The 17,379-nt window shown below is 71.8% G+C and carries 17 protein-coding genes; 5 read left to right on the top strand and 12 right to left on the bottom strand.

What is annotated here, in order from left to right; translation table 11 throughout:
* Window positions 1-38: 38 nt before the first annotated feature.
* From AB0Q96_RS34095 to AB0Q96_RS34075, 5 genes are all read right to left on the bottom strand, one after another.
* On the bottom strand, window positions 39-1,148 hold the full coding sequence (locus AB0Q96_RS34095; RefSeq protein ID WP_365332359.1) for an LOG family protein: 1,110 nt from the start codon (window positions 1,146-1,148) through the stop codon (window positions 39-41).
* A gap of 21 nt (window positions 1,149-1,169) precedes the next feature.
* Window positions 1,170-2,246 carry a hypothetical protein gene (locus AB0Q96_RS34090; protein WP_365332357.1) on the bottom strand — a complete coding sequence of 359 codons (1,077 nt, stop codon included), beginning with the start codon at window positions 2,244-2,246 and terminating at the stop codon, window positions 1,170-1,172.
* On the bottom strand, window positions 2,228-2,956 hold the full coding sequence (locus AB0Q96_RS34085) for an ATP-binding cassette domain-containing protein (protein ID WP_365332355.1): 729 nt from the start codon (window positions 2,954-2,956) through the stop codon (window positions 2,228-2,230). Before AB0Q96_RS34085 ends, AB0Q96_RS34090 begins: the two co-directional genes overlap by 19 nt.
* 225 nt (window positions 2,957-3,181) lie before the next feature.
* Entirely contained in the window at window positions 3,182-4,561 is a 1,380-nt protein-coding gene (locus AB0Q96_RS34080; protein WP_365332353.1) for an aspartate aminotransferase family protein, read from the bottom strand.
* Entirely contained in the window at window positions 4,546-5,052 is a 507-nt protein-coding gene (locus tag AB0Q96_RS34075) for an Lrp/AsnC family transcriptional regulator (RefSeq protein ID WP_033204802.1), read from the bottom strand. Before AB0Q96_RS34075 ends, AB0Q96_RS34080 begins: the two co-directional genes overlap by 16 nt.
* Before the next feature lie 192 nt (window positions 5,053-5,244).
* Between AB0Q96_RS34075 and AB0Q96_RS34070 the strand changes: the two genes are divergently transcribed.
* The 3 genes from AB0Q96_RS34070 (at window position 5,245) to AB0Q96_RS34060 (ending at window position 8,646) form a co-directional block, all read left to right on the top strand.
* Entirely contained in the window at window positions 5,245-6,681 is a 1,437-nt protein-coding gene (locus tag AB0Q96_RS34070; RefSeq protein ID WP_365332351.1) for a gamma-aminobutyraldehyde dehydrogenase, read from the top strand.
* A 153-nt stretch (window positions 6,682-6,834) separates the two neighbouring features.
* The gene (locus tag AB0Q96_RS34065) at window positions 6,835-8,004 is read left to right on the top strand and encodes a spermidine/putrescine ABC transporter substrate-binding protein (protein WP_365332349.1); all 1,170 of its coding nucleotides are present in this window, start codon (window positions 6,835-6,837) and stop codon (window positions 8,002-8,004) included.
* Window positions 8,005-8,070: 66 nt separating this feature from the next.
* A complete protein-coding gene (locus AB0Q96_RS34060; RefSeq protein WP_365332347.1) occupies window positions 8,071-8,646 on the top strand; it encodes a hypothetical protein in 576 nt (191 codons plus the stop codon).
* Here the strand turns inward: AB0Q96_RS34060 and AB0Q96_RS34055 are convergent.
* The 6 genes from AB0Q96_RS34055 to AB0Q96_RS34030 all read right to left on the bottom strand — a co-directional run bounded on the left by AB0Q96_RS34055 (window position 8,612) and on the right by AB0Q96_RS34030 (window position 14,331).
* Window positions 8,612-9,787: a serine hydrolase domain-containing protein gene (locus tag AB0Q96_RS34055; protein WP_365332345.1), complete on the bottom strand. Its 1,176-nt coding sequence runs from the start codon at window positions 9,785-9,787 to the stop codon at window positions 8,612-8,614. The genes AB0Q96_RS34060 and AB0Q96_RS34055 overlap by 35 nt on opposite strands.
* Before the next feature lie 121 nt (window positions 9,788-9,908).
* On the bottom strand, window positions 9,909-10,595 hold the full coding sequence (locus AB0Q96_RS34050; RefSeq protein ID WP_365332343.1) for a response regulator transcription factor: 687 nt from the start codon (window positions 10,593-10,595) through the stop codon (window positions 9,909-9,911).
* Entirely contained in the window at window positions 10,592-11,806 is a 1,215-nt protein-coding gene (locus AB0Q96_RS34045) for a histidine kinase (RefSeq protein ID WP_365332341.1), read from the bottom strand. Before AB0Q96_RS34045 ends, AB0Q96_RS34050 begins: the two co-directional genes overlap by 4 nt.
* A 14-nt stretch (window positions 11,807-11,820) precedes the next feature.
* Window positions 11,821-12,600, bottom strand: coding sequence for an SAM-dependent methyltransferase (locus AB0Q96_RS34040; RefSeq protein WP_365332339.1), 780 nt, complete (start codon window positions 12,598-12,600; stop codon window positions 11,821-11,823).
* Complete coding sequence (locus AB0Q96_RS34035) at window positions 12,597-13,286, bottom strand: glycerophosphodiester phosphodiesterase (protein ID WP_365332337.1); 690 nt, start codon at window positions 13,284-13,286, stop codon at window positions 12,597-12,599. The genes AB0Q96_RS34040 and AB0Q96_RS34035 overlap by 4 nt, the downstream gene beginning before the upstream one ends.
* A 19-nt stretch (window positions 13,287-13,305) precedes the next feature.
* Window positions 13,306-14,331, bottom strand: a complete 1,026-nt coding sequence (locus tag AB0Q96_RS34030; RefSeq protein ID WP_365332335.1) for an adenosine deaminase — start codon at window positions 14,329-14,331, stop codon at window positions 13,306-13,308.
* A 76-nt stretch (window positions 14,332-14,407) separates the two neighbouring features.
* Between AB0Q96_RS34030 and AB0Q96_RS34025 the strand changes: the two genes are divergently transcribed.
* Window positions 14,408-15,010, top strand: a complete 603-nt coding sequence (locus AB0Q96_RS34025; protein WP_365332333.1) for a DUF4190 domain-containing protein — start codon at window positions 14,408-14,410, stop codon at window positions 15,008-15,010.
* A gap of 92 nt (window positions 15,011-15,102) precedes the next feature.
* On the opposite strand, the gene AB0Q96_RS34020 is transcribed toward AB0Q96_RS34025, so the two are convergent.
* Window positions 15,103-15,645: an NADAR family protein gene (locus tag AB0Q96_RS34020; protein WP_365332331.1), complete on the bottom strand. Its 543-nt coding sequence runs from the start codon at window positions 15,643-15,645 to the stop codon at window positions 15,103-15,105.
* 175 nt (window positions 15,646-15,820) lie between these two features.
* Between AB0Q96_RS34020 and AB0Q96_RS34015 the strand changes: the two genes are divergently transcribed.
* The gene (locus AB0Q96_RS34015) at window positions 15,821-17,335 is read left to right on the top strand and encodes a gamma-aminobutyraldehyde dehydrogenase (protein WP_365332329.1); all 1,515 of its coding nucleotides are present in this window, start codon (window positions 15,821-15,823) and stop codon (window positions 17,333-17,335) included.
* The last annotated feature ends 44 nt before the right edge of the window (window positions 17,336-17,379 follow it).

Raw genomic sequence — 17,379 nt, 5'->3', positions numbered from 1 at the left:
GCGACCGGGTCCGCCGCGCGGGGGAGCGCGCCCGGGCCCTAACCGACGGCCAGCCGCTCCAACGCCTCCGGCGCCTCGTCGACCGAGTCGACCAGCGCGATCCGCGCCGCCATCGGGCGCCCCTCGGCCAAGGTGCGGAGCAGCGGCCAGGCCGGCAGGAGTTCGGTCCAGTGCGCCCGGTCCACCAGGACCATCGGGGCCGGCGCGCCGCGCGACCCGTAGTAGTTCGGCGTCGCGTTGTCGAAGATCTCCTGCACGGTGCCGGCGGCGCCCGGCAGGAACACGACGCCGGCGTTCGACCGGGCCAGCAGGCCGTCCTCGCGGGTCGCGTTGGCGAAGTACTTGCCGATGCGGGCGGCGAAGGCGTTGGGCGGCTCGTGCCCGTAGAACCAGGTGGGGATGCCGACCGAGTCACCGCCGCGCGGCCGGCGCGCCCGCACCTCGAAGGCGGCGCGGGCCCACTCCGTCACCGAGGGCGTGAACGACGGCACCTTCGCGAGCAGTTCCAGGGCCTCGTCGAGGGCGGCGTCCTGGAACGGGGCGGTGTACGCGCCCAGGTTCGCGGCCTCCATCGCGCCCGGCCCGCCGCCCGTCGCCACCGTCAGCCCGGCGCGCGTCAGCGTCCGCCCGAGCCGGGCGGCCCCCGCGTACGCGTCGGTGCCCCGGCCCGTGCGGTGCCCGCCCATCACGCCCACGACGCGGGCGTCCGCCAGGTGCTCGTCCAGCGCGTCCGAGATCGCGTCGTCGTGGAGGGAACGCAGCATCGAGGAGAAGATGTCGCCGTCGCCCTTGGTGCGCTGGAACCAGTCGTACGCGAGGGCGTCGGGCGTCGAGGCGTACGGGTGGGTCGTGACGCCCCGGAACAGTTCCTCGGGGGAGTAGAGCCGGGCCCGGTACGGATCGAACGGCAGGTGCGGCACCGGCGGGAACACCAGCGCCCCGTCCGCGCGCACCTTGGCGGCGGCCTCGGGCTGCATCGGGCAGCCCAGGAAGACGGCGTCCGTGCTGGAGGCGGAGAGCAGGGCGAAGGTGCGGTCGGTCAGGTCGACGGACTGGATCCGGTACGAGGCGAGGGAGCCGTGCGTGCCGAGGGCGGCGTCGAACTCGTCGAGGGAATGGATCTCCCGGTCCTGCCGCTGGGTCGCCATGGGGTCACGATAGGGGTTTCCTCACCCCCTCAGCGGTACCGCCGCCAGTTCTCCCACCGCCCAGGTCAGGGGGACGAAGACGGCCAGGAGGGCGGCGGCTCGCACGAGGGCGGTGGTGCGGAGGACGGTGGGCGGGGCGCCGAGGCGGAGGAGGGCTTCGGTGGTGTGGGTGCGGGACTGCCTGGATTCCAGGGCCGCGGTCAGGAGCGTCGCCGTCGTGCAGGCCACGACCAGGGCGGCGCCCAGGCCGGCCAGGGGGCCGAAGTCGGTGTTCAGGGCGAGCGCGGCGACCGCGCCCGAGCCGACCGCGCACACCACGCCCAGCGGGCGCCCGATCCGGCGGGACTCGTCCATCAGGACCCGGCCCGCGAGGAGGCGCACCGCGCCGGGGCGCACCATCTGGAGGAGGCGGCCGCACCAGTGGGTCAGGCCCGGTCCGGCCATCGCCAGGCCGATCGCGGTGAGGATCCAGCCGGCCAGGACGCCTCCGCCGCCGTTGCGGCCGGCGTACGTCTCCAGGGCCAGGCCGATGGCCAGCAGGGCCACGCCCCAGGGGAGGGCGGAGGTCTGCGGGGTGACCTTCACGGCTTTGCGCGGGCGGAGGGACAGGCCGGCCGCCGTGGCCGCGACCACGGGGAGGATCGCGAGCAGGGTGAGGGCCGCCGCGAGCGGGACGGGCTGGTCGGCGGCGAGGAGCTGCGCCGCGGCGCCGTCGAAGGGCAGCCCGGTGATGTCGCCGCGCAGGTGCAGGTAGAACAGGAGCGCCAGGGCCGAGCCGAGGGTGGTGGCGACCGCCGTGGAGGCCGCCGCCAGGGCGGTGAGGCGGGCGGGGCCGAGGCCGACCGCGTCGAGGCCCCGCCGGGGCCGGGTGGCGGGGTCGGTGCGGGCGACCGCCACCGCGAACTGCGCCGTCGCGGCGAGCGGCAGTACGCACCAGAGGAGGCGCAGCGCGGAGGCGGAGGACTGCGCGGGGTGCCCCACCGCGTAGCCGAGGGCGCAGAGCAGGAGGAAGCCCACCCCGGCCGCCGCGGCGGCCACCAGCAGGCGGCGCAGCTGGACGAGGGGGTGGGTGCCGCGGACTAGACGGAGAGCGAGCACGCGGTGACGCCCTCCGCCCCGGTGGCCGGCGGTACGGAGCCGACACGGCGTCCGTCGAGGAGCGCGACCGAGCGGTCGGCGAGGGCGGCGACCTCGGGGTCGTGGGTCGCGAGCAGCACGGTGATCCGGTGGGAGCGGGCCGCGGCGGTCAGGGTGCGCAGCACCTGGGCGCCGTCCGCGCGGTGCAGGGCGGCGGTCGGCTCGTCGGCGAAGAGCACCGAGGGGGTGGTGACGAGGGCGCGGGCGATGGCGATCCGCTGGCGCTGGGAGTGGGTGAGGGCGTGCGGCCGTTTCCGGGCGCAGGCGCCGATGTCGAGCCGGTCGAGCCATTCCAGGGCGGCGGTCTTCGCGGCCCGGTGGGAGATGCCGCGCAGCAGCAGGGGGAGGGCGGCGTTCTCCCAGCCGGTGAGCTCGGGCACGAGGCCGGGCTCGGGGTCGATCCAGCCGAAGCGCTCGCGCCGGACGCGTTCGCGCTGGGCGGCGCTGAGGGTGTGGACGGGGGCGCTGTTGAACCAGACCTCGCCCTGCTGGGCGACGGTCTGGCCGGAGAGGCAGCGCATCAGGATGGTCTTGCCGCTGCCGCGCGGTCCGACGAGCGCGAGGATCTCGCCTTCCCGTACGCCGAGGGAGACGCCGGTCAGGACGTCCGTGCCGTCCAGGGTGCAGTGCAGGGAACGCGCCCAGAGCACGTCGTTGTCCGGTGGGGCCATCGCGTACACCTCGATGTCGAAGCCAAACAGAGTCCGTTCCCCCGTCCGGGGGAACGAGGAGACGGTCCTGTCGGTCACTGGGACGCGGCGGGTGTCACTGGGCACCGTAAGGATTCGGATCAGGTGGTACGGACAGCACGCGGCCCGGGCCGCCGCCATCCACTCGGATGGCCGCATGCCCGGGCCGGGGTCACGCCGTGAGGGCGGCGTGGCGCACGTCGAGACTTACAGCTTCGTCCAGGCCTCGGTGAGGGTGGTCCGGAGGATCTGCTCGATCTCGTCGAACGTGGACTGGTCCGCGATCAGCGGCGGAGCCAGCTGGATGACCGGGTCGCCACGGTCGTCGGCACGGCAGTAGAGACCGTTCTCGTACAGCGCCTTGGAGAGGTAGCCGTAGAGGACGCGCTCCACCTCCTCGTCGTTGAAGGACTCCTTGGTGACCTTGTCCTTGACGAGCTCGATGCCGTAGAAGAAGCCGTTGCCGCGGACGTCGCCGACGATCGGGAGGTCGTGCAGCTTCTGCAGCGTCGAGAAGAAGTTGCCCTCCTGGTCCAGCACGTGCTGGTTCAGGCCCTCCTTGTCGAAGATGTCGAGGTTCGCCAGGGCCACGGCGGAGGACACCGGGTGACCACCGAAGGTGTAGCCGTGCAGGAAGGTGTTGTCGCCCTTGTAGAACGGCTCCGCGATGCGGTCCGAGACGATGCAGGCGCCGATCGGGGAGTAGCCCGAGGTCATGCCCTTGGCGCAGGTGATCATGTCCGGCACGTAGCCGAACTTGTCACAGGCGAACATCGTGCCGAGGCGGCCGAAGGCGCAGATCGTCTCGTCGGAGACGAGCAGCACGTCGTACTGGTCGCAGATCTCGCGGACGCGCTGGAAGTAGCCGGGCGGCGGCGGGAAGCAGCCACCGGCGTTCTGCACCGGCTCCAGGAAGACGGCGGCGACGGTGTCGGCGCCCTCGAAGAGGATCTGCTGCTCGATCTGGTCGGCGGCCCAGCGGCCGAAGGCCTCGGGGTCGTCGCCGTGGATCGGGGCGCGGTAGATGTTGGTGTTCGGCACCTTGTGCGCGCCGGGGACCAGCGGCTCGAAGGGGGCCTTCAGGGCCGGCAGACCGGTGATGGACAGGGCGCCCTGCGGGGTGCCGTGGTAGGCGACCGCACGCGAGATGACCTTGTACTTGGTGTGCTTGCCCTGGAGCTTGAAGTACTGCTTGGCCAGCTTCCAGGCGGTCTCGACGGCCTCGCCGCCACCGGTGGTGAAGAAGACCTTGTTCAGGTCGCCGGGGGCGTAGTCCGCCAGACGCTCGGCGAGCTCGACGGCCTTGGGGTGCGCGTACGACCACACGGGGAAGAACGCGAGCTCCTGGGCCTGCTTGTACGCGACCTCGGCGAGCTCCTTGCGGCCGTGACCGGCGTTCACCACGAACAGGCCGGCGAGGCCGTCGAGGTAGCGCTTGCCCTTGTCGTCGAAGATGTAGGTGCCCTCACCGCGGACGATGGTGGGGACGGGGTTGTTCTCGTACGACGACATGCGGGTGAAGTGCATCCACAGGTGGTCGTAGGCGGTTTTCGAGAGGTCCTGGCTCACGGCTATCGGGTTCCCCACATATAGGTCTGCTTCTTGAGCTTCAGGTAGACGAAGCTCTCGGTGGAGCGCACCCCGGGGAGGGTGCGGATGCGCTTGTTGATCACATCCAGGAGGTGGTCGTCGTCCTCGCAGACGACTTCCACCATCAGGTCGAACGAGCCCGCGGTCATCACCACGTACTCGCATTCGGCCATGGCGGTCAGCGCCTCCGCCACCGGATCCAGGTCACCCTCGACGTTGATGCCGACCATCGCCTGCCGCCGGAAGCCCACGGTGAGCGGGTCGGTGACGGCGACGATCTGCATGACGCCCTGGTCGAGCAGCTTCTGGACGCGCTGTCGTACGGCGGCTTCGGAGAGGCCGACGGCCTTTCCGATGGCTGCGTAGGGACGGCGACCGTCCTCCTGGAGCTGTTCGATGATCGCCAGGGAGACGGCATCGATCGTCGGGGACGAACCGGTTCCGGTTCTGGAGTCTGTGCTTCGACTGGCCACGGCTTCACTGTGCACCGAACCTCGTCGTTCTGGCAACCCCAGAGTGATGAAATCCGTTGTTCAGGGGTCTAGATCTCACGGAATCCGAAGTTGGCGGGGGTCGGGCCTATGGAAAGCGTCTGCGGACCGACTAGGCTGAGGTGTCTCGCCCATGCGGGACGCCGCACGACGGAGTGCGGGAACAGAACGTGACAGGAGGGGTGGCAAGTGACCACCGAGCTGCGTCGGCTGCGCAACTACATCAACGGGGAGTTCCGGGATGCGGCCGACGGCCGCACGATCGACGTGATCAACCCTGCCACCGGTGAGGCGTACGCGACCTCCCCGCTCTCCGGCCAGGATGACGTCGACGCCGCCATGGAGGCCGCCGCCGCCGCCTTCCCCGCCTGGCGCGACACCACGCCGTCCGAGCGCCAGAAGGTCCTCCTCAAGATCGCGGACGCCTTCGAGGAGCGCGCCGAGGACCTGATCGCCGCCGAGGTCGAGAACACCGGCAAGCCGGTCGCCCTCACCGCGAGCGAGGAGGTTCCGCCGATGGTGGACCAGATCCGCTTCTTCGCGGGTGCCGCCCGTCTGCTCGAGGGCCGCTCGGCCGGCGAGTACATGGAGGGCATGACCTCGATCATCCGCCGCGAGCCGGTAGGCGTCTGCGCCCAGGTCGCGCCGTGGAACTACCCGATGATGATGGCCGTGTGGAAGTTCGCCCCGGCGCTCGCCGCGGGCAACACGGTCGTCCTCAAGCCCTCGGACACGACCCCCGCGTCGACCGTCCTGATGGCCGAGATCATCGGCTCGATCGTCCCCAAGGGCGTCTTCAACGTCGTCTGCGGCGACCGCGAGACCGGCAAGGCGATGGTCGAGCACCCGACCCCGGCGATGGCCTCCATCACCGGCTCGGTGCGCGCGGGCATGCAGGTCGCCGAGTCGGCGGCCAAGGACGTCAAGCGCGTCCACCTGGAGCTGGGCGGCAAGGCCCCGGTCGTGGTCTTCGAGGACACCGACGTGGAGAAGGCCGTCGAGGACATCTCCGTGGCGGGCTTCTTCAACGCCGGCCAGGACTGCACGGCCGCGACCCGCGTCCTGGTCCACGAGTCGATCCACGACGAGTTCGTGGCCGCCCTCGCCAAGGCCGCGAGCGAGACGAAGACCGGTCAGCCGGACGACGAGGACGTGCTCTACGGCCCGCTGAACAACGCCAACCAGCTCAAGCAGGTCAGCGGCTTCATCGACCGCCTGCCGGCGCACGCCAAGGTCGAGGCGGGTGGCCACCGGGTCGGCGACAAGGGCTACTTCTACGCCCCGACCGTCGTCTCCGGCCTCAAGCAGGACGACGAGATCATCCAGAACGAGGTCTTCGGCCCGGTCATCACGGTCCAGTCCTTCACGGACGAGGCCCAGGCGCTGGAGTTCGCGAACGGCGTCGAGTTCGCCCTGGCCTCCTCGGTCTGGACGAAGGACCACGCCCGCGCGATGCGCATGTCCAAGTCGCTCGACTTCGGCTGCGTGTGGATCAACACCCACATCCCGCTGGTCGCCGAGATGCCCCACGGCGGCTTCAAGAAGTCCGGCTACGGCAAGGACCTGTCGGCGTACGGCTTCGAGGACTACACGCGCATCAAGCACGTGATGACGTCCCTGGGCTGATCAGGCCCGCCCCGCGCGGCCCCGGCACCTCGATCATCTGATCGACAAGGTGTCGGGGCCGCGCCGTCCCGGTCGACGGACCGTCCATTGCCGCTGGTCGCCCGGGGCGACCATGCTGTGCGGGTGACAGCCAGAGCCAGAGTTTCCGCCCGCATGAACCCGTCCCGCCGCGACCTGCTGCGGGGGATCGGCGGTGCCGGCGCAGCCGCGCTCCTCGCCGGATGCGGGGTGCCGGCCGCGTACGTCGATCCGGAGGACCGGGCCGGCCGGGACCTGTCCGCGCGGGACCGGGTGCTGCACTTCGCGAACTGGCCGCTCTACATCGACACCGACGACGACGACAAGTCGAAGCGGCCCACCCTGGACGCCTTCCAGAAGCGGACCGGGATCTCCGTGCGCTACACCGAGGAGATCAACGACAACGACGAGTTCTTCGGCAAGGTCGGCCCGGCCCTGATGAACCACCAGGAGACCGGCCGGGACCTCATCGTGATCAGCGACTGGATGGCCGCCCGCTACGTGCGGCTCGGCTGGGTCCAGGAGATGGACCGGGCCAAGCAGCCCAACGTCGCCAAGTACCTGGACCCGCTGCTGCGCAACCCCGCCTTCGACGAGGGCCGGCTGCACTCGGTGCCCTGGCAGTCCGGGATCACCGGCATCGCGTACAACCGCAAGAAGCTGGGCCGGGAGATCCGCTCCACCAAGGAGCTGTGGGCCGACGACCTGAGCGGCAAGGTCACCCTGCTGTCCGGGCTCGACGAGTCCTTCTCGCTGCTCATGCAGGGCATGGGCGTCGACGTCACCCGCTGGACCGCGGACGACTTCCACGCGCTGTGCGAGGAGATCGAGGGCCTGGTCCGCCGCAAGCACATCCGCCGCTTCACCGGCAACGACTACATCAAGGACCTGTCCACCGGCGACGTGCTCGCCTGTCAGGCGTACTCCGGCGACATCATCCAGCTCCAGGCCGACAACCCCGACATCGAGTTCGTCGTGCCCGAGGAGGGCGCCGAGCTGTGGGCCGAGTCCCTGATGATCCCCAACCTGGCCCAGCACAAGACCAGCGCCGAGCAGCTCGTCGACTACTACTACGAGCCCGAGGTCGCCGCCGAGCTCGCCTCCTGGGTCAACTACGTCTGCCCGGTCCCCGCGGCCCGCGACGTCCTCGCCGACTCGGGCGACGAGGAGCTGGCCGCCCTCGCCGAGGACCCGCTGATCTTCCCGGACGACTCGATGCGCGCCCGGCTGGCCATCGCGCGGGACATATCCGCCGATGAGCGCACCGAGTTCGCGAAGCGGTGGAACTCGATCGTCGGCTTGTGAGAAAGGGGGCCGCGCACGACGGGGCCCCCTTTTTGAACGTGTTCATGAGGGGCGTACGCTGCCCCCATGAGCGACACGAACGGGCCCAGAGCCCTCCTCAAGCGCATCCGCGTCTGGCTGGTCGTCTTCATCGTCTGCCTGGTGCTGAGCGGCGCCACCGCGTTCCCGCTCGTCACCGAACTGCGCCTCGTCGACGGGGCCCTGGACTCCTGGGCGTCCCCCGTCGCCGACGCCTTCCCCGGCCTCGCCGAATGGATCTCCCGCGTCCGCACCGGCCTCGAAGGAGCCGACGCCCGGGCCCCGTACCTCCTCTACGGCACCGACTGGCTGGCCTTCGCCCACCTCGTCATCGCCGTCGCCTTCTACGGGCCCTACCGCGACCCGGTCCGCAACATCTGGGTCATCGAGTTCGGCATGATCGCCTGCGTCGGCATCATCCCGCTCGCCCTGATCTGCGGACCCCTGCGGGACATCCCCTTCTGGTGGTCGGTGATCGACATGTCCTTCGGGGTCTTCGGCATCCTGCCCCTCCTCGCCGTACGCCGGCTGATCAAGCGCCTCGAAGCGGCCCAGGAGACGGCCCGGGCCGCGTCGCCCGCGCCGGCGCTCACTTCGACGGCGGGCCGAACGTCGTCACCATGAGGTTCAGGGCCGTCTTGTTCATGTCCTGCCCCTTGGCGTCCGTGGCGTTGACGCTGTAGACGAGCGTGCGCGAGCCGTCGCGGGTCGAGGCGATGGCCGTGTTGTACCCCCAGCGGCCACCCGTCTTGCCCCACACCTCGCGCCCGCCCAGCTTCTTCATCGACAGGCCCACGGAGTACGCGGCCGGGTCGCCGCTCTTGAAGTCCGCCACCTTCGGCAGCGTGAACATCTCCTCCAGGAGCGGCCCGCGCACCACCCGGCCCGCGAACAGGGCCTTCGTGAAACGCTCCAGGTCCGCCGTGGTGGAGATCAGGTCACCGGCCGCCCAGCCGTCCGTCGTCCCCCATACGGAGACGTCCCGCAGTCCGGTCGTCCCGTCCTCCAGCCGCATCCACTGGTAGCCGTGGTTGTACCGGCCCTCGATCCGGGGGCTGGCACCGGGGAAGTACGTGTCGCGCAGCCCCAGCGGCCGCAGGATCCGGGCGCTCACCTGATGCGCGTACGAGTCGCCCGTCACGCGCTCGATGATCAGGCCGGCGATCGTGTACCCGATGTTCAGATAGTGCTGCTTCCCACCGGGAGCGAACTCGCGCGGCTGCGCGGTCGCCGAGCGGACCAGGTCGCGCGGGTCGTACTCCACGAAACGGCGCGCGTACCACTCCTCGACCGTCTCGCCCGGCAGGTCGGCCGCCGGGATGCCGTGCGTGTGGTTCAGCAGCTGGCGCACCGTCACCTCGCCGTACGCCGCCGGGATCAGCTCCGGCAGGTACGAGCGGGCCGTGCGGTCCAGGTCGATCCGGCCCTCGCCGGCCAGCTGGAGCGCCACCGCCGCCGTGAACACCTTCGTCACCGAACCCGCCCGGAACCGGGCCCCCGGGTCCGCCGGACGGTTCGTCCGCAGGTCGTGCACACCCGCGCCGCCCCGCCAGACGCCGTCCGTGCCGCCCACCCGGACCAGCGCCGCCGTGGCGTCCTTCGACGGGAGTCCCGCGAGGACCGCGGCGAGCGCCGGGCCGTCGGGGGCGGCCGCCGACGTGACCGTCGCGGACACCGGCGCCGCGCCCGCCGGGAGGACCGCCGGACCCGCCGCGACCCCCAGGACGAGGGCGGCGGCCAGCAGCGTGCGCGTGGTGCTCTTCATGGTCAACTCCGTGGTCGTGAGCCGTTGTTCCCGATGGCTCCATCCTGCTGACCAGCGACGATCCGCGGATCGCCCGCACCGGCGGTTCCCACGGGCGGCTCTCCTCCCCGGCGCGGGGGAGTCACCTCGCCGGGGCTCCCCCGCACGGGGGAGGACCCGCCGCCACGAGCCCCGTCTCGTACGCGCAGATCACCGCCTGGATCCGGTCCCGCAGCCCCAGCTTCGCCAGCACGTTCCCCACGTGCGTCTTCACCGTGTGGTCGCTCACCACCAGCTCCGCCGCGATCTCCGCGTTCGACAGGCCCCGCGCCAGGAGCAGCAGCGTCTCGCGCTCCCGCCCCGTCAGCACGTCGAGCCGCGCGTCGGGCCCGTCCGCCCGGCGCGGGCCGCCCGAGGTGTACTGCTCCACGAGCCGCCGCGCCACCGAGGGCGCGAGCAGCGCCTCGCCCGCCGCGACCACCCGCACCGCGTGCACCAGGTCGTCCCGGCGCACGTCCTTCAGGAGGAAGCCGCTCGCGCCCGCGTGCAGCGCCTCGTACACGTACTCGTCCGAGTCGAAGGTCGTCAGGATCACCGTCCGGCACTCCGACTCCGCGCTGATCACCCGGCACGCCTCGATGCCGTCCATCCGGGGCATCCGGATGTCCAGCAGCGCCACGTCGGGCCGCAGCCGCCGCACCGCCTCCACCGCCGCGGCGCCGTCGCCGACCTCCGCGACCACCTCGATGTCCTCCTGCACGTCCAGGATCAGCGCGAACCCGCTGCGCACCAGCTCCTGGTCGTCCGCGACCACCACCCGCAAGGTCATCCCCGCACCTCCAGCGGGAGCACCGCCCGCAGCTCGAAACCTCGCCCGTCCGGGCCGGGGCCGGCCGACGCCGTCCCCCCGTGGGCGGCGGCCCGCTCCCGGACCCCGACGAGACCGTGCCCGCCAGAACCTCCGGGGCGCGGCCCGCGCCCGTCGTCCGTCACCCGGACCTCCACCTCGTCCGGTCCGTAGCCGAGGCGCACCGACACGGTCGTGGCCCCCGCGTGCTTGACCACGTTCGTCAGCGCCTCCTGCACGATCCGGAAGACCGTCGCCCCCGTCGCGGCCGGCAGCGGGCGTGCCGTGCCGTCCGTCCCGAACCGCACGTCCAGACCGCCGCCCCGCACCCGCTCGACCAGTTCCGGCAGCCGGTCCACGCCCGGCTGGGGGTCCCGCGGCGCGTCCGTGCCGCCGCCCTCGTCCCGCAACACGCCCAGCATCCCGCGCAGTTGCCGCATCGCGTCCCGCCCGGTCTCGGAGATCGCCTCGAACGCGGCCTCGGCCCGCTCCGGCGCCCGGCGCACGGCCAGCGGACCGGCCTCCGCCTGCACGATCATCAGGCTCACGGCGTGCGACAGGATGTCGTGCATCTCCCGGGCGATCCGGGCCCGTTCCCGCGCGGCGGCCTGTTCCGCCTCCACCCGGTTGGCCCGCTGCCGGGCGTCGGCCAGCCGCCCGAAGGCGTAGGCGGCGCCGAACACGAAGAGCGAGAAGGTCAGTTCGCGCGCGGACTGGGTGTTGAGCCACACCGACACCGGCACCGCGACGAGCATCAGCAGCGCCGCCACCAGCCGCTTCCACGGCGGCGACAGCACGGCGACCGTGTACACGCACACCAGCCCGGTGTACGGCAGCGGCTGCCCCGGCCCCTCCAGCGCCAGCTTGTACAGCGCGCTGGCCGCCAGCACCGCGAGCAGCACCGCCAGCGGAGCCCGGCGGCGCCACACCAGCGGCAGGACGGTCAGCGTCGTCAGGCCGTACGCCGGCCAGGTCGCCGGCTCCAGTTCGGGCGGGCGCGGGACGACGAAGGGCATCGTCATCGCCGCCTGCACGAGCAGCGCCAGGGCCGTGTCGACCGGCCCGGGACGGTCCGCCGCCCAGGCCCTCAGCTCCTGGATCCCTCGGACGTCCCGGAGCCCGAGCCGCCCGTCCGGGGCCCCCGCCCCGTTCCGTACCTCCTGGGGCGCCCGCGTCCCGAGCGCCCCCCGCATCCCCCGTATGCCCATTACGGCTTGCGGCCCACCGCTCCGTACTGCGCCACCTCGACCGCCCCCGGCGCCCGCCAGCGCGAGCACGACACGATGCCCGGCTCCAGCAGGTCGAGGCCGTCCAGGAACGACGCGAACTCCGCCCGGCCGCGCGCCGTGATCGGCGGGGTGGCGTGGGCGTTCCAGAACTCCATCGCCGCGATGTTCCCCTCACCGCCCAGCTCCGCGTCGAACGTCGGGTGCGTCAGCACCAGATGACTGCCGGACGGCAGCGCCGCCATCACCGTGCGCACGATCCGCCGGGCCTCGTCCGTGTCCAGCACGAAGTTCAGGATGCCCAGCATCAGCACCGCGACCGGCCGCGAGAAGTCCAGCGTCCGGCCGGCCGCCGCCAGGATCGTCGCCGGGTCGTGCGCGTCGGCGTCCACGTACTCGGTGACGCCCTGCGGCGCGCTCGTCAGGAGCGCCCGGGCGTGGGTCAGGACGATCGGGTCGTTGTCGACGTAGACCACCCGGGAGTCCGGCGCCACCCGCTGGGCGACCTCGTGGGTGTTGTCGGCGGTCGGCAGCCCGGTGCCGATGTCGAGGAACTGGCGTACCCCCGCCTCCGCCGCGAGGTACGTGACCGCCCGCCCGAGGAACGCGCGGTCCGCGCGCGCCACCGCGCCGATGCTCGGGTGGAAGGACGTGACCTGGTCGCCGACCGCGCGGTCCACCGGGTAGTTGTCTTTGCCGCCCAGCCAGTAGTTCCACACCCGCGCGTTGTGTGCGATGTCGGTGCGGATCCTGTCGTTCATGCTCGGCCCTTCCGCAGCACGCCGGCCAGCGTGTCGATCCGGTTGGTGGTGATCGAGTCCACCCCGTCGCGGATCAGCTTACGCATCGTCCAGGCGGTGTCCGCCGTCCAGGCCGAGACCAGCAGGCCGTCCCGGTGCACCCGCTCCACCAGCTCCCGACCGGCGAGCCCGAAGCGGTAGTTGAGCCAGCGGGGGCGCACCGCGTCCAGCAGCGTGCGGCGCGGCGGGACCAGGGTGTCCCAGGTCAGCGCGATCTCCGCGGCCGGGTCCGCCGCCCGCACCTGGAGCATCGCGACGGCCCCCGCGCAGTAGTAGACGCGCTCGCCCGCCCCGGACTCGCGGACGGTGCCCACGATCGTGCGCACCGAGCGCGCGTCGCCGCCCGGCAGATCCAGCATCAGGCGGTGCGCCCCGGCCGCGATCAGCGCCTCGCGCAGGGTCGGCACACCCCCCTGGGTGAGCTCCGCGACCTCGGCGGCCGTCAGCGCGGACAGCGGGCGCTCGACCTTCCAGAGCCGCTTGAGGGTGTCGTCGTGCAGCAGGACGGGCACGCCGTCCCTGGTGAGCCGGACGTCGACCTCCACCGCGTCCGCGCCCCGCTCGATCGCCGACAGGATCGAGGGGACGGTGTTCTCGCGGACGCGGTAGGGGTCGCCGCGGTGGCCTACGACAGTGACGGGGTCCATGACCCCATTCTCCCGGCGCTCAGCGCGCCAGCCACTGCTCCGTGTACGTGTCGATCTCCTCGACGATGCGGGCCTTGCCGGCCTCGTCGAGGAACGAGGCCTCCACCGCGTTCTTGGCGAGGGCCGCGACACCGCGCTCGTCCAGGCCGAGCAGGCGGGCGGCGACGACGTACTCGTTGTTGAGGTCGGTGCCGAACATCGGCGGGTCGTCGCTGTTGATCGTCACCAGCACGCCCGCGTCCACCATCTGCTTGAGGGGGTGGTCCTCCAGGCGCTCCACCGCGCGGGTGGCGATGTTCGAGGTCGGGCAGACCTCCAGGGCGATCCGGTGCTCGGCGAGGTGCTTGAGGAGCTCCGGGTCCTGGACCGAGCTGGTGCCGTGGCCGATGCGCTCGGCGCCCAGGTCGTTCAGGGCGTCCCAGACCGTCTCCGGGCCCGTCGTCTCGCCCGCGTGCGGCACCGAGCGCAGGCCGGCCGCGCGGGCGCGGTCGAAGTACGGCTTGAACTGCGGGCGCGGCACGCCGATCTCCGGGCCGCCGAGGCCGAAGGCCACCAGGCCCTCCGGGCGCAGCTCCACCGCCAGGCGCGCGGTCTCCTCCGCCGCCTCCAGGCCCGCCTCGCCGGGGATGTCGAAGCACCAGCGCAGGATGACGCCCAGCTCGGTCTCGGCGGCCCTGCGGGCGTCCTCGATGGCCGCCATGAAGGCGTGCTCGTCGATGCCGCGGCGGGTGGAGCTGTACGGGGTGATGGTCAGCTCGGCGTAGCGGATGTTCTGCCGGGCCATGTCCCGGGCGACCTCGTAGGTCAGCAGGCGCACGTCCTCGGGGGTGCGGACCAGGTCCACCACCGACAGGTACACGTCGATGAAGTGGGCGAAGTCCGTGAAGACGAAGTAGTCGCTCAACGCCTCCGGATCGGTCGGAACCTTGGAGTCCGGGTGGCGTGCCGCCAGCTCGGCGACGATCCGGGGCGAGGCGGAGCCGACGTGGTGGACGTGCAGCTCGGCCTTGGGGAGTCCGGCGATGAAGGGATGCAGGTCGGTCATCGGGTCATCGTAGGCCGGGCCCCTCCCGCGTCGGAGGGAGGTCGTAGCATGGCGTGACCACGATGGGGGAGGCCCAATGTCCGAAAACAGCGAACAGCCGGTGGACCCGTGGGCTCCGCCCCACCCGGACCGCGTCGAGCTGACCAAGCCCGCGACGCCCCCGGTCCATGACCAGAACACCGTGATCTCGATGCCGGGCTCGGACGTCCCGCCGCCGCCGGCCGCCCCGGGCGGCGCCTACGGCTACCCGACGCCGCCGGCCCCGGTGCCGCCGGCCACGCCGTCCTACGGCTACCCGCCGGCCTCGCCGTACCCGAGCTACGGCACGGGGTACGGACAGCCCGGCTGGCAGCAGTCCCCGTCCAACGGGATGGGCACCACGGCGATGGTGCTCGGCATCATCGCCGTGGTCGGCTTCTGCATGTACGGCCTGGGGATCGTCCTGGGCGTCCTCGCGCTGATCTTCGGCATCATCGGCATGAAGAAGGCGAACCGCGGCGAGGCGACCAACCGGGGCATGGCCCTCGCGGGCGTCATCCTCGGATCGATCGGCATCCTCGTGAGCGCCGTGTTCCTGGCGTTCATGATCTGGGTCATCGTCGAGAGCCCGGAGTCCCTGGAGGACTCCTCCGACGACCCGTTCGCCACCTCGCTGACCGTGGACGCCGGGGCCCGCTAGTCGAGCCCGGGGGGGCAACGGGCACCCGCCCGTCCCCCCTTCCTCGGCTTTCCCCGGCTTTCCTCGGCCTTGCCCGACCTTCCCGGGCCCCGTCAGACCAGCCGGTTCCGCGCCTCCATCAGCGCGAAGCCCAGCAGGTTCAGGCCGCGCCAGCGCTCCGGGTCGGTCGCCTTCGGGTCCTCCGCCGTCAGGCCGATGCCCCAGACGCGGTCCATCGGGCTCGCCTCCACGAGGACGCGCGAGCCCGTCCCCAGGAGGAACCCCCGCAGGGCCTCGTCCGAGGCGAACTTGTGGACGCTGCCCCGCGTGACGATCTCGGCGCGCTCCCGCGCCCAGACCTCCTCGTCGAAGCCCCGGACCAGCCGGCCCGCCTTCTTGGCCTCCGCCGGGGTCCGCGCGGAGAGGGCCTGGGCCTCGGCCTCCGGGTCGCCGAACAGCCTCGCCTTCTCGGCCATCATCCAGTGCTCGGCGGTCGCGTACCGCACGTCGTCCACCACGAACGGTGACGGCCACCACTGGCTCAGACAGCTCGCCGAGAGCCTGCCGTCGGGCCGTGGACGGTGGCCCCAGAAATGCAGCCACTTGACCTTCTCACCCTGTCTGACCTGGCCAATCAGCCAGTCGAGATCTTTCATGCATGCCACCCTGCCACCCGCCACGGACACTCCGTACGGCAATTTCCCGCTGCCCTCGACACATGGTCGACCGATTCCGTCGCGTAACCAAAAGGCAACAACGGAATCACTTGTTGCACCCGTATGTCTCTGTCAGGATCGGCACTCAATTCGAGCGGGAACAACGGAGAGCGTCATGGGCAACCGCTTCCAGGTGTCGGACCGTTTCGCGGACGGCGCGCAGTACATCGGGGGGCGGCTTCGCCCCGGAACCTCGGGTCAGGAGCACAACGTCGTCGACCCGGCCACCGGCGAGAGCGTGTACACGTACACGCTCGCCTCGGTGGCGGACGTCGACGAGGCCGTCGCAGCGGCCAAGGCGGCCTTCCCCGCCTGGGCCGCCGCCACACCGGGGGAGCGTTCCGAGGCACTGCACCGGTTCGCGAGCGTGCTCGCCGAGCGGGCGGAGGACATCGCCGTCGTCGAGTCCCTCCAGTGCGGCAAGCCCATCAAGCTGACCACCGAGTTCGACGTGCCCGGCACGATCGACAACACCGCCTTCTTCGCCGGTGCGGCCCGTCACCTCCAGGGCCAGTCCGCCGCCGAGTACGACGGCGACCACACCTCGTACGTACGGCGCGAGCCCATCGGCGTGGTCGGCTCCATCGCACCCTGGAACTATCCGCTCCAGATGGCCGCCTGGAAGATCCTCCCGGCCGTCGCCGCCGGCAACACGATCGTCCTCAAGCCGGCCGAACTCACCCCGCTGACCTCGCTGATGTTCGCGCAGGCGGCGACCGAGGCCGGGATCCCCGACGGTGTCATCAACATCGTCAACGGCGCCGGCCGCACCGTGGGCGAGCACCTGGTGGGCCACCCCGACGTGGTCATGACCTCCTTCACCGGCTCCACGCCGGTCGGCAAGCGGGTCGCGGAGATCGCCACCGCCACCGTCAAGCGCCTCCACCTGGAGCTCGGCGGCAAGGCCCCCTTCGTCGTCTTCGACGACGCCGACCTGGAGGCCGCCGCGCACGGCGCCGTCGCCGCCTCCCTCATCAACAGCGGGCAGGACTGCACCGCCGCCACCCGCGCCTATGTGCAGCGGCCGCTCTTCGACGCCTTCGTGGCGCGGGTCGCCGAGCTCATGGAGACCGTCCGGCTGGGCGACCCGTTCGACCCGTCGACGGACCTCGGGCCGCTCATCAGCCACGCCCAGCGCGACCGCGTCGCCGCCTTCGTCGAGCGCGCCCGCGGCTATGCCACCGTCGTCACCGGCGGCGAAGCGCCCGGCGGCGACCTCAAGGACGGGGCGTACTATCGCCCCACCCTGATCACCGGCGCGGCACAGGACAGCGAGGTCGTGCAGTCGGAGATCTTCGGCCCGGTCCTGGTGGCCCTGCCCTTCGACAGCGACGACGAGGGCATCCGGCTCGCCAACGACACCCCCTACGGGCTCGCCGCCTCCGCCTGGAGCCGCGACGTGTACCGGGCCAACCGGGCCACCCGCGAGATCAAGGCGGGCTGCGTGTGGGTGAACGACCACATCCCGATCATCAGCGAGATGCCCCACGGCGGCTCCAAGGCCTCCGGCTTCGGAAAGGACATGTCGGTGTACTCCTTCGAGGAGTACACGCAGGTCAAGCACGTGATGTTCGACAACACGGCGGTCGCGGCGAAGGACTGGCACCGCACGATCTTCGGGGACCGATAGCAGCCAGCCGTCCGACCGGCGGCGAACCCATCCCGAAAGGGCAC

It is taken from the genome of Streptomyces sp. NPDC093111, assembly GCF_040683955.1.
Classification (GTDB): domain Bacteria; phylum Actinomycetota; class Actinomycetes; order Streptomycetales; family Streptomycetaceae; genus Streptomyces.
Note: the sequence above shows the minus strand (reverse complement) of the source record. Positions and strands in the feature narration are given on the sequence as shown.

What these genes read in the sequence shown, in the direction of transcription:
- AB0Q96_RS34045 (WP_365332341.1), bottom strand. Translation starts at nt 11,806, where the DNA reads ATGCGGGGGGCGCTCGGGACGCGGGCGCCCCAGGAGGTACGGAACGGG.
- AB0Q96_RS34050 (WP_365332343.1), bottom strand. Translation starts at nt 10,595, where the DNA reads ATGACCTTGCGGGTGGTGGTCGCGGACGACCAGGAGCTGGTGCGCAGC.
- AB0Q96_RS34020 (WP_365332331.1), bottom strand. Translation starts at nt 15,645, where the DNA reads ATGAAAGATCTCGACTGGCTGATTGGCCAGGTCAGACAGGGTGAGAAG.
- AB0Q96_RS34030 (WP_365332335.1), bottom strand. Translation starts at nt 14,331, where the DNA reads ATGACCGACCTGCATCCCTTCATCGCCGGACTCCCCAAGGCCGAGCTG.
- AB0Q96_RS34065 (WP_365332349.1), top strand. Translation starts at nt 6,835, where the DNA reads ATGAACCCGTCCCGCCGCGACCTGCTGCGGGGGATCGGCGGTGCCGGC.
- AB0Q96_RS34085 (WP_365332355.1), bottom strand. Translation starts at nt 2,956, where the DNA reads ATGGCCCCACCGGACAACGACGTGCTCTGGGCGCGTTCCCTGCACTGC.
- AB0Q96_RS34035 (WP_365332337.1), bottom strand. Translation starts at nt 13,286, where the DNA reads ATGGACCCCGTCACTGTCGTAGGCCACCGCGGCGACCCCTACCGCGTC.
- AB0Q96_RS34055 (WP_365332345.1), bottom strand. Translation starts at nt 9,787, where the DNA reads ATGAAGAGCACCACGCGCACGCTGCTGGCCGCCGCCCTCGTCCTGGGG.
- AB0Q96_RS34015 (WP_365332329.1), top strand. Translation starts at nt 15,821, where the DNA reads ATGGGCAACCGCTTCCAGGTGTCGGACCGTTTCGCGGACGGCGCGCAG.
- AB0Q96_RS34040 (WP_365332339.1), bottom strand. Translation starts at nt 12,600, where the DNA reads ATGAACGACAGGATCCGCACCGACATCGCACACAACGCGCGGGTGTGG.
- AB0Q96_RS34060 (WP_365332347.1), top strand. Translation starts at nt 8,071, where the DNA reads ATGAGCGACACGAACGGGCCCAGAGCCCTCCTCAAGCGCATCCGCGTC.
- AB0Q96_RS34095 (WP_365332359.1), bottom strand. Translation starts at nt 1,148, where the DNA reads ATGGCGACCCAGCGGCAGGACCGGGAGATCCATTCCCTCGACGAGTTC.
- AB0Q96_RS34025 (WP_365332333.1), top strand. Translation starts at nt 14,408, where the DNA reads ATGTCCGAAAACAGCGAACAGCCGGTGGACCCGTGGGCTCCGCCCCAC.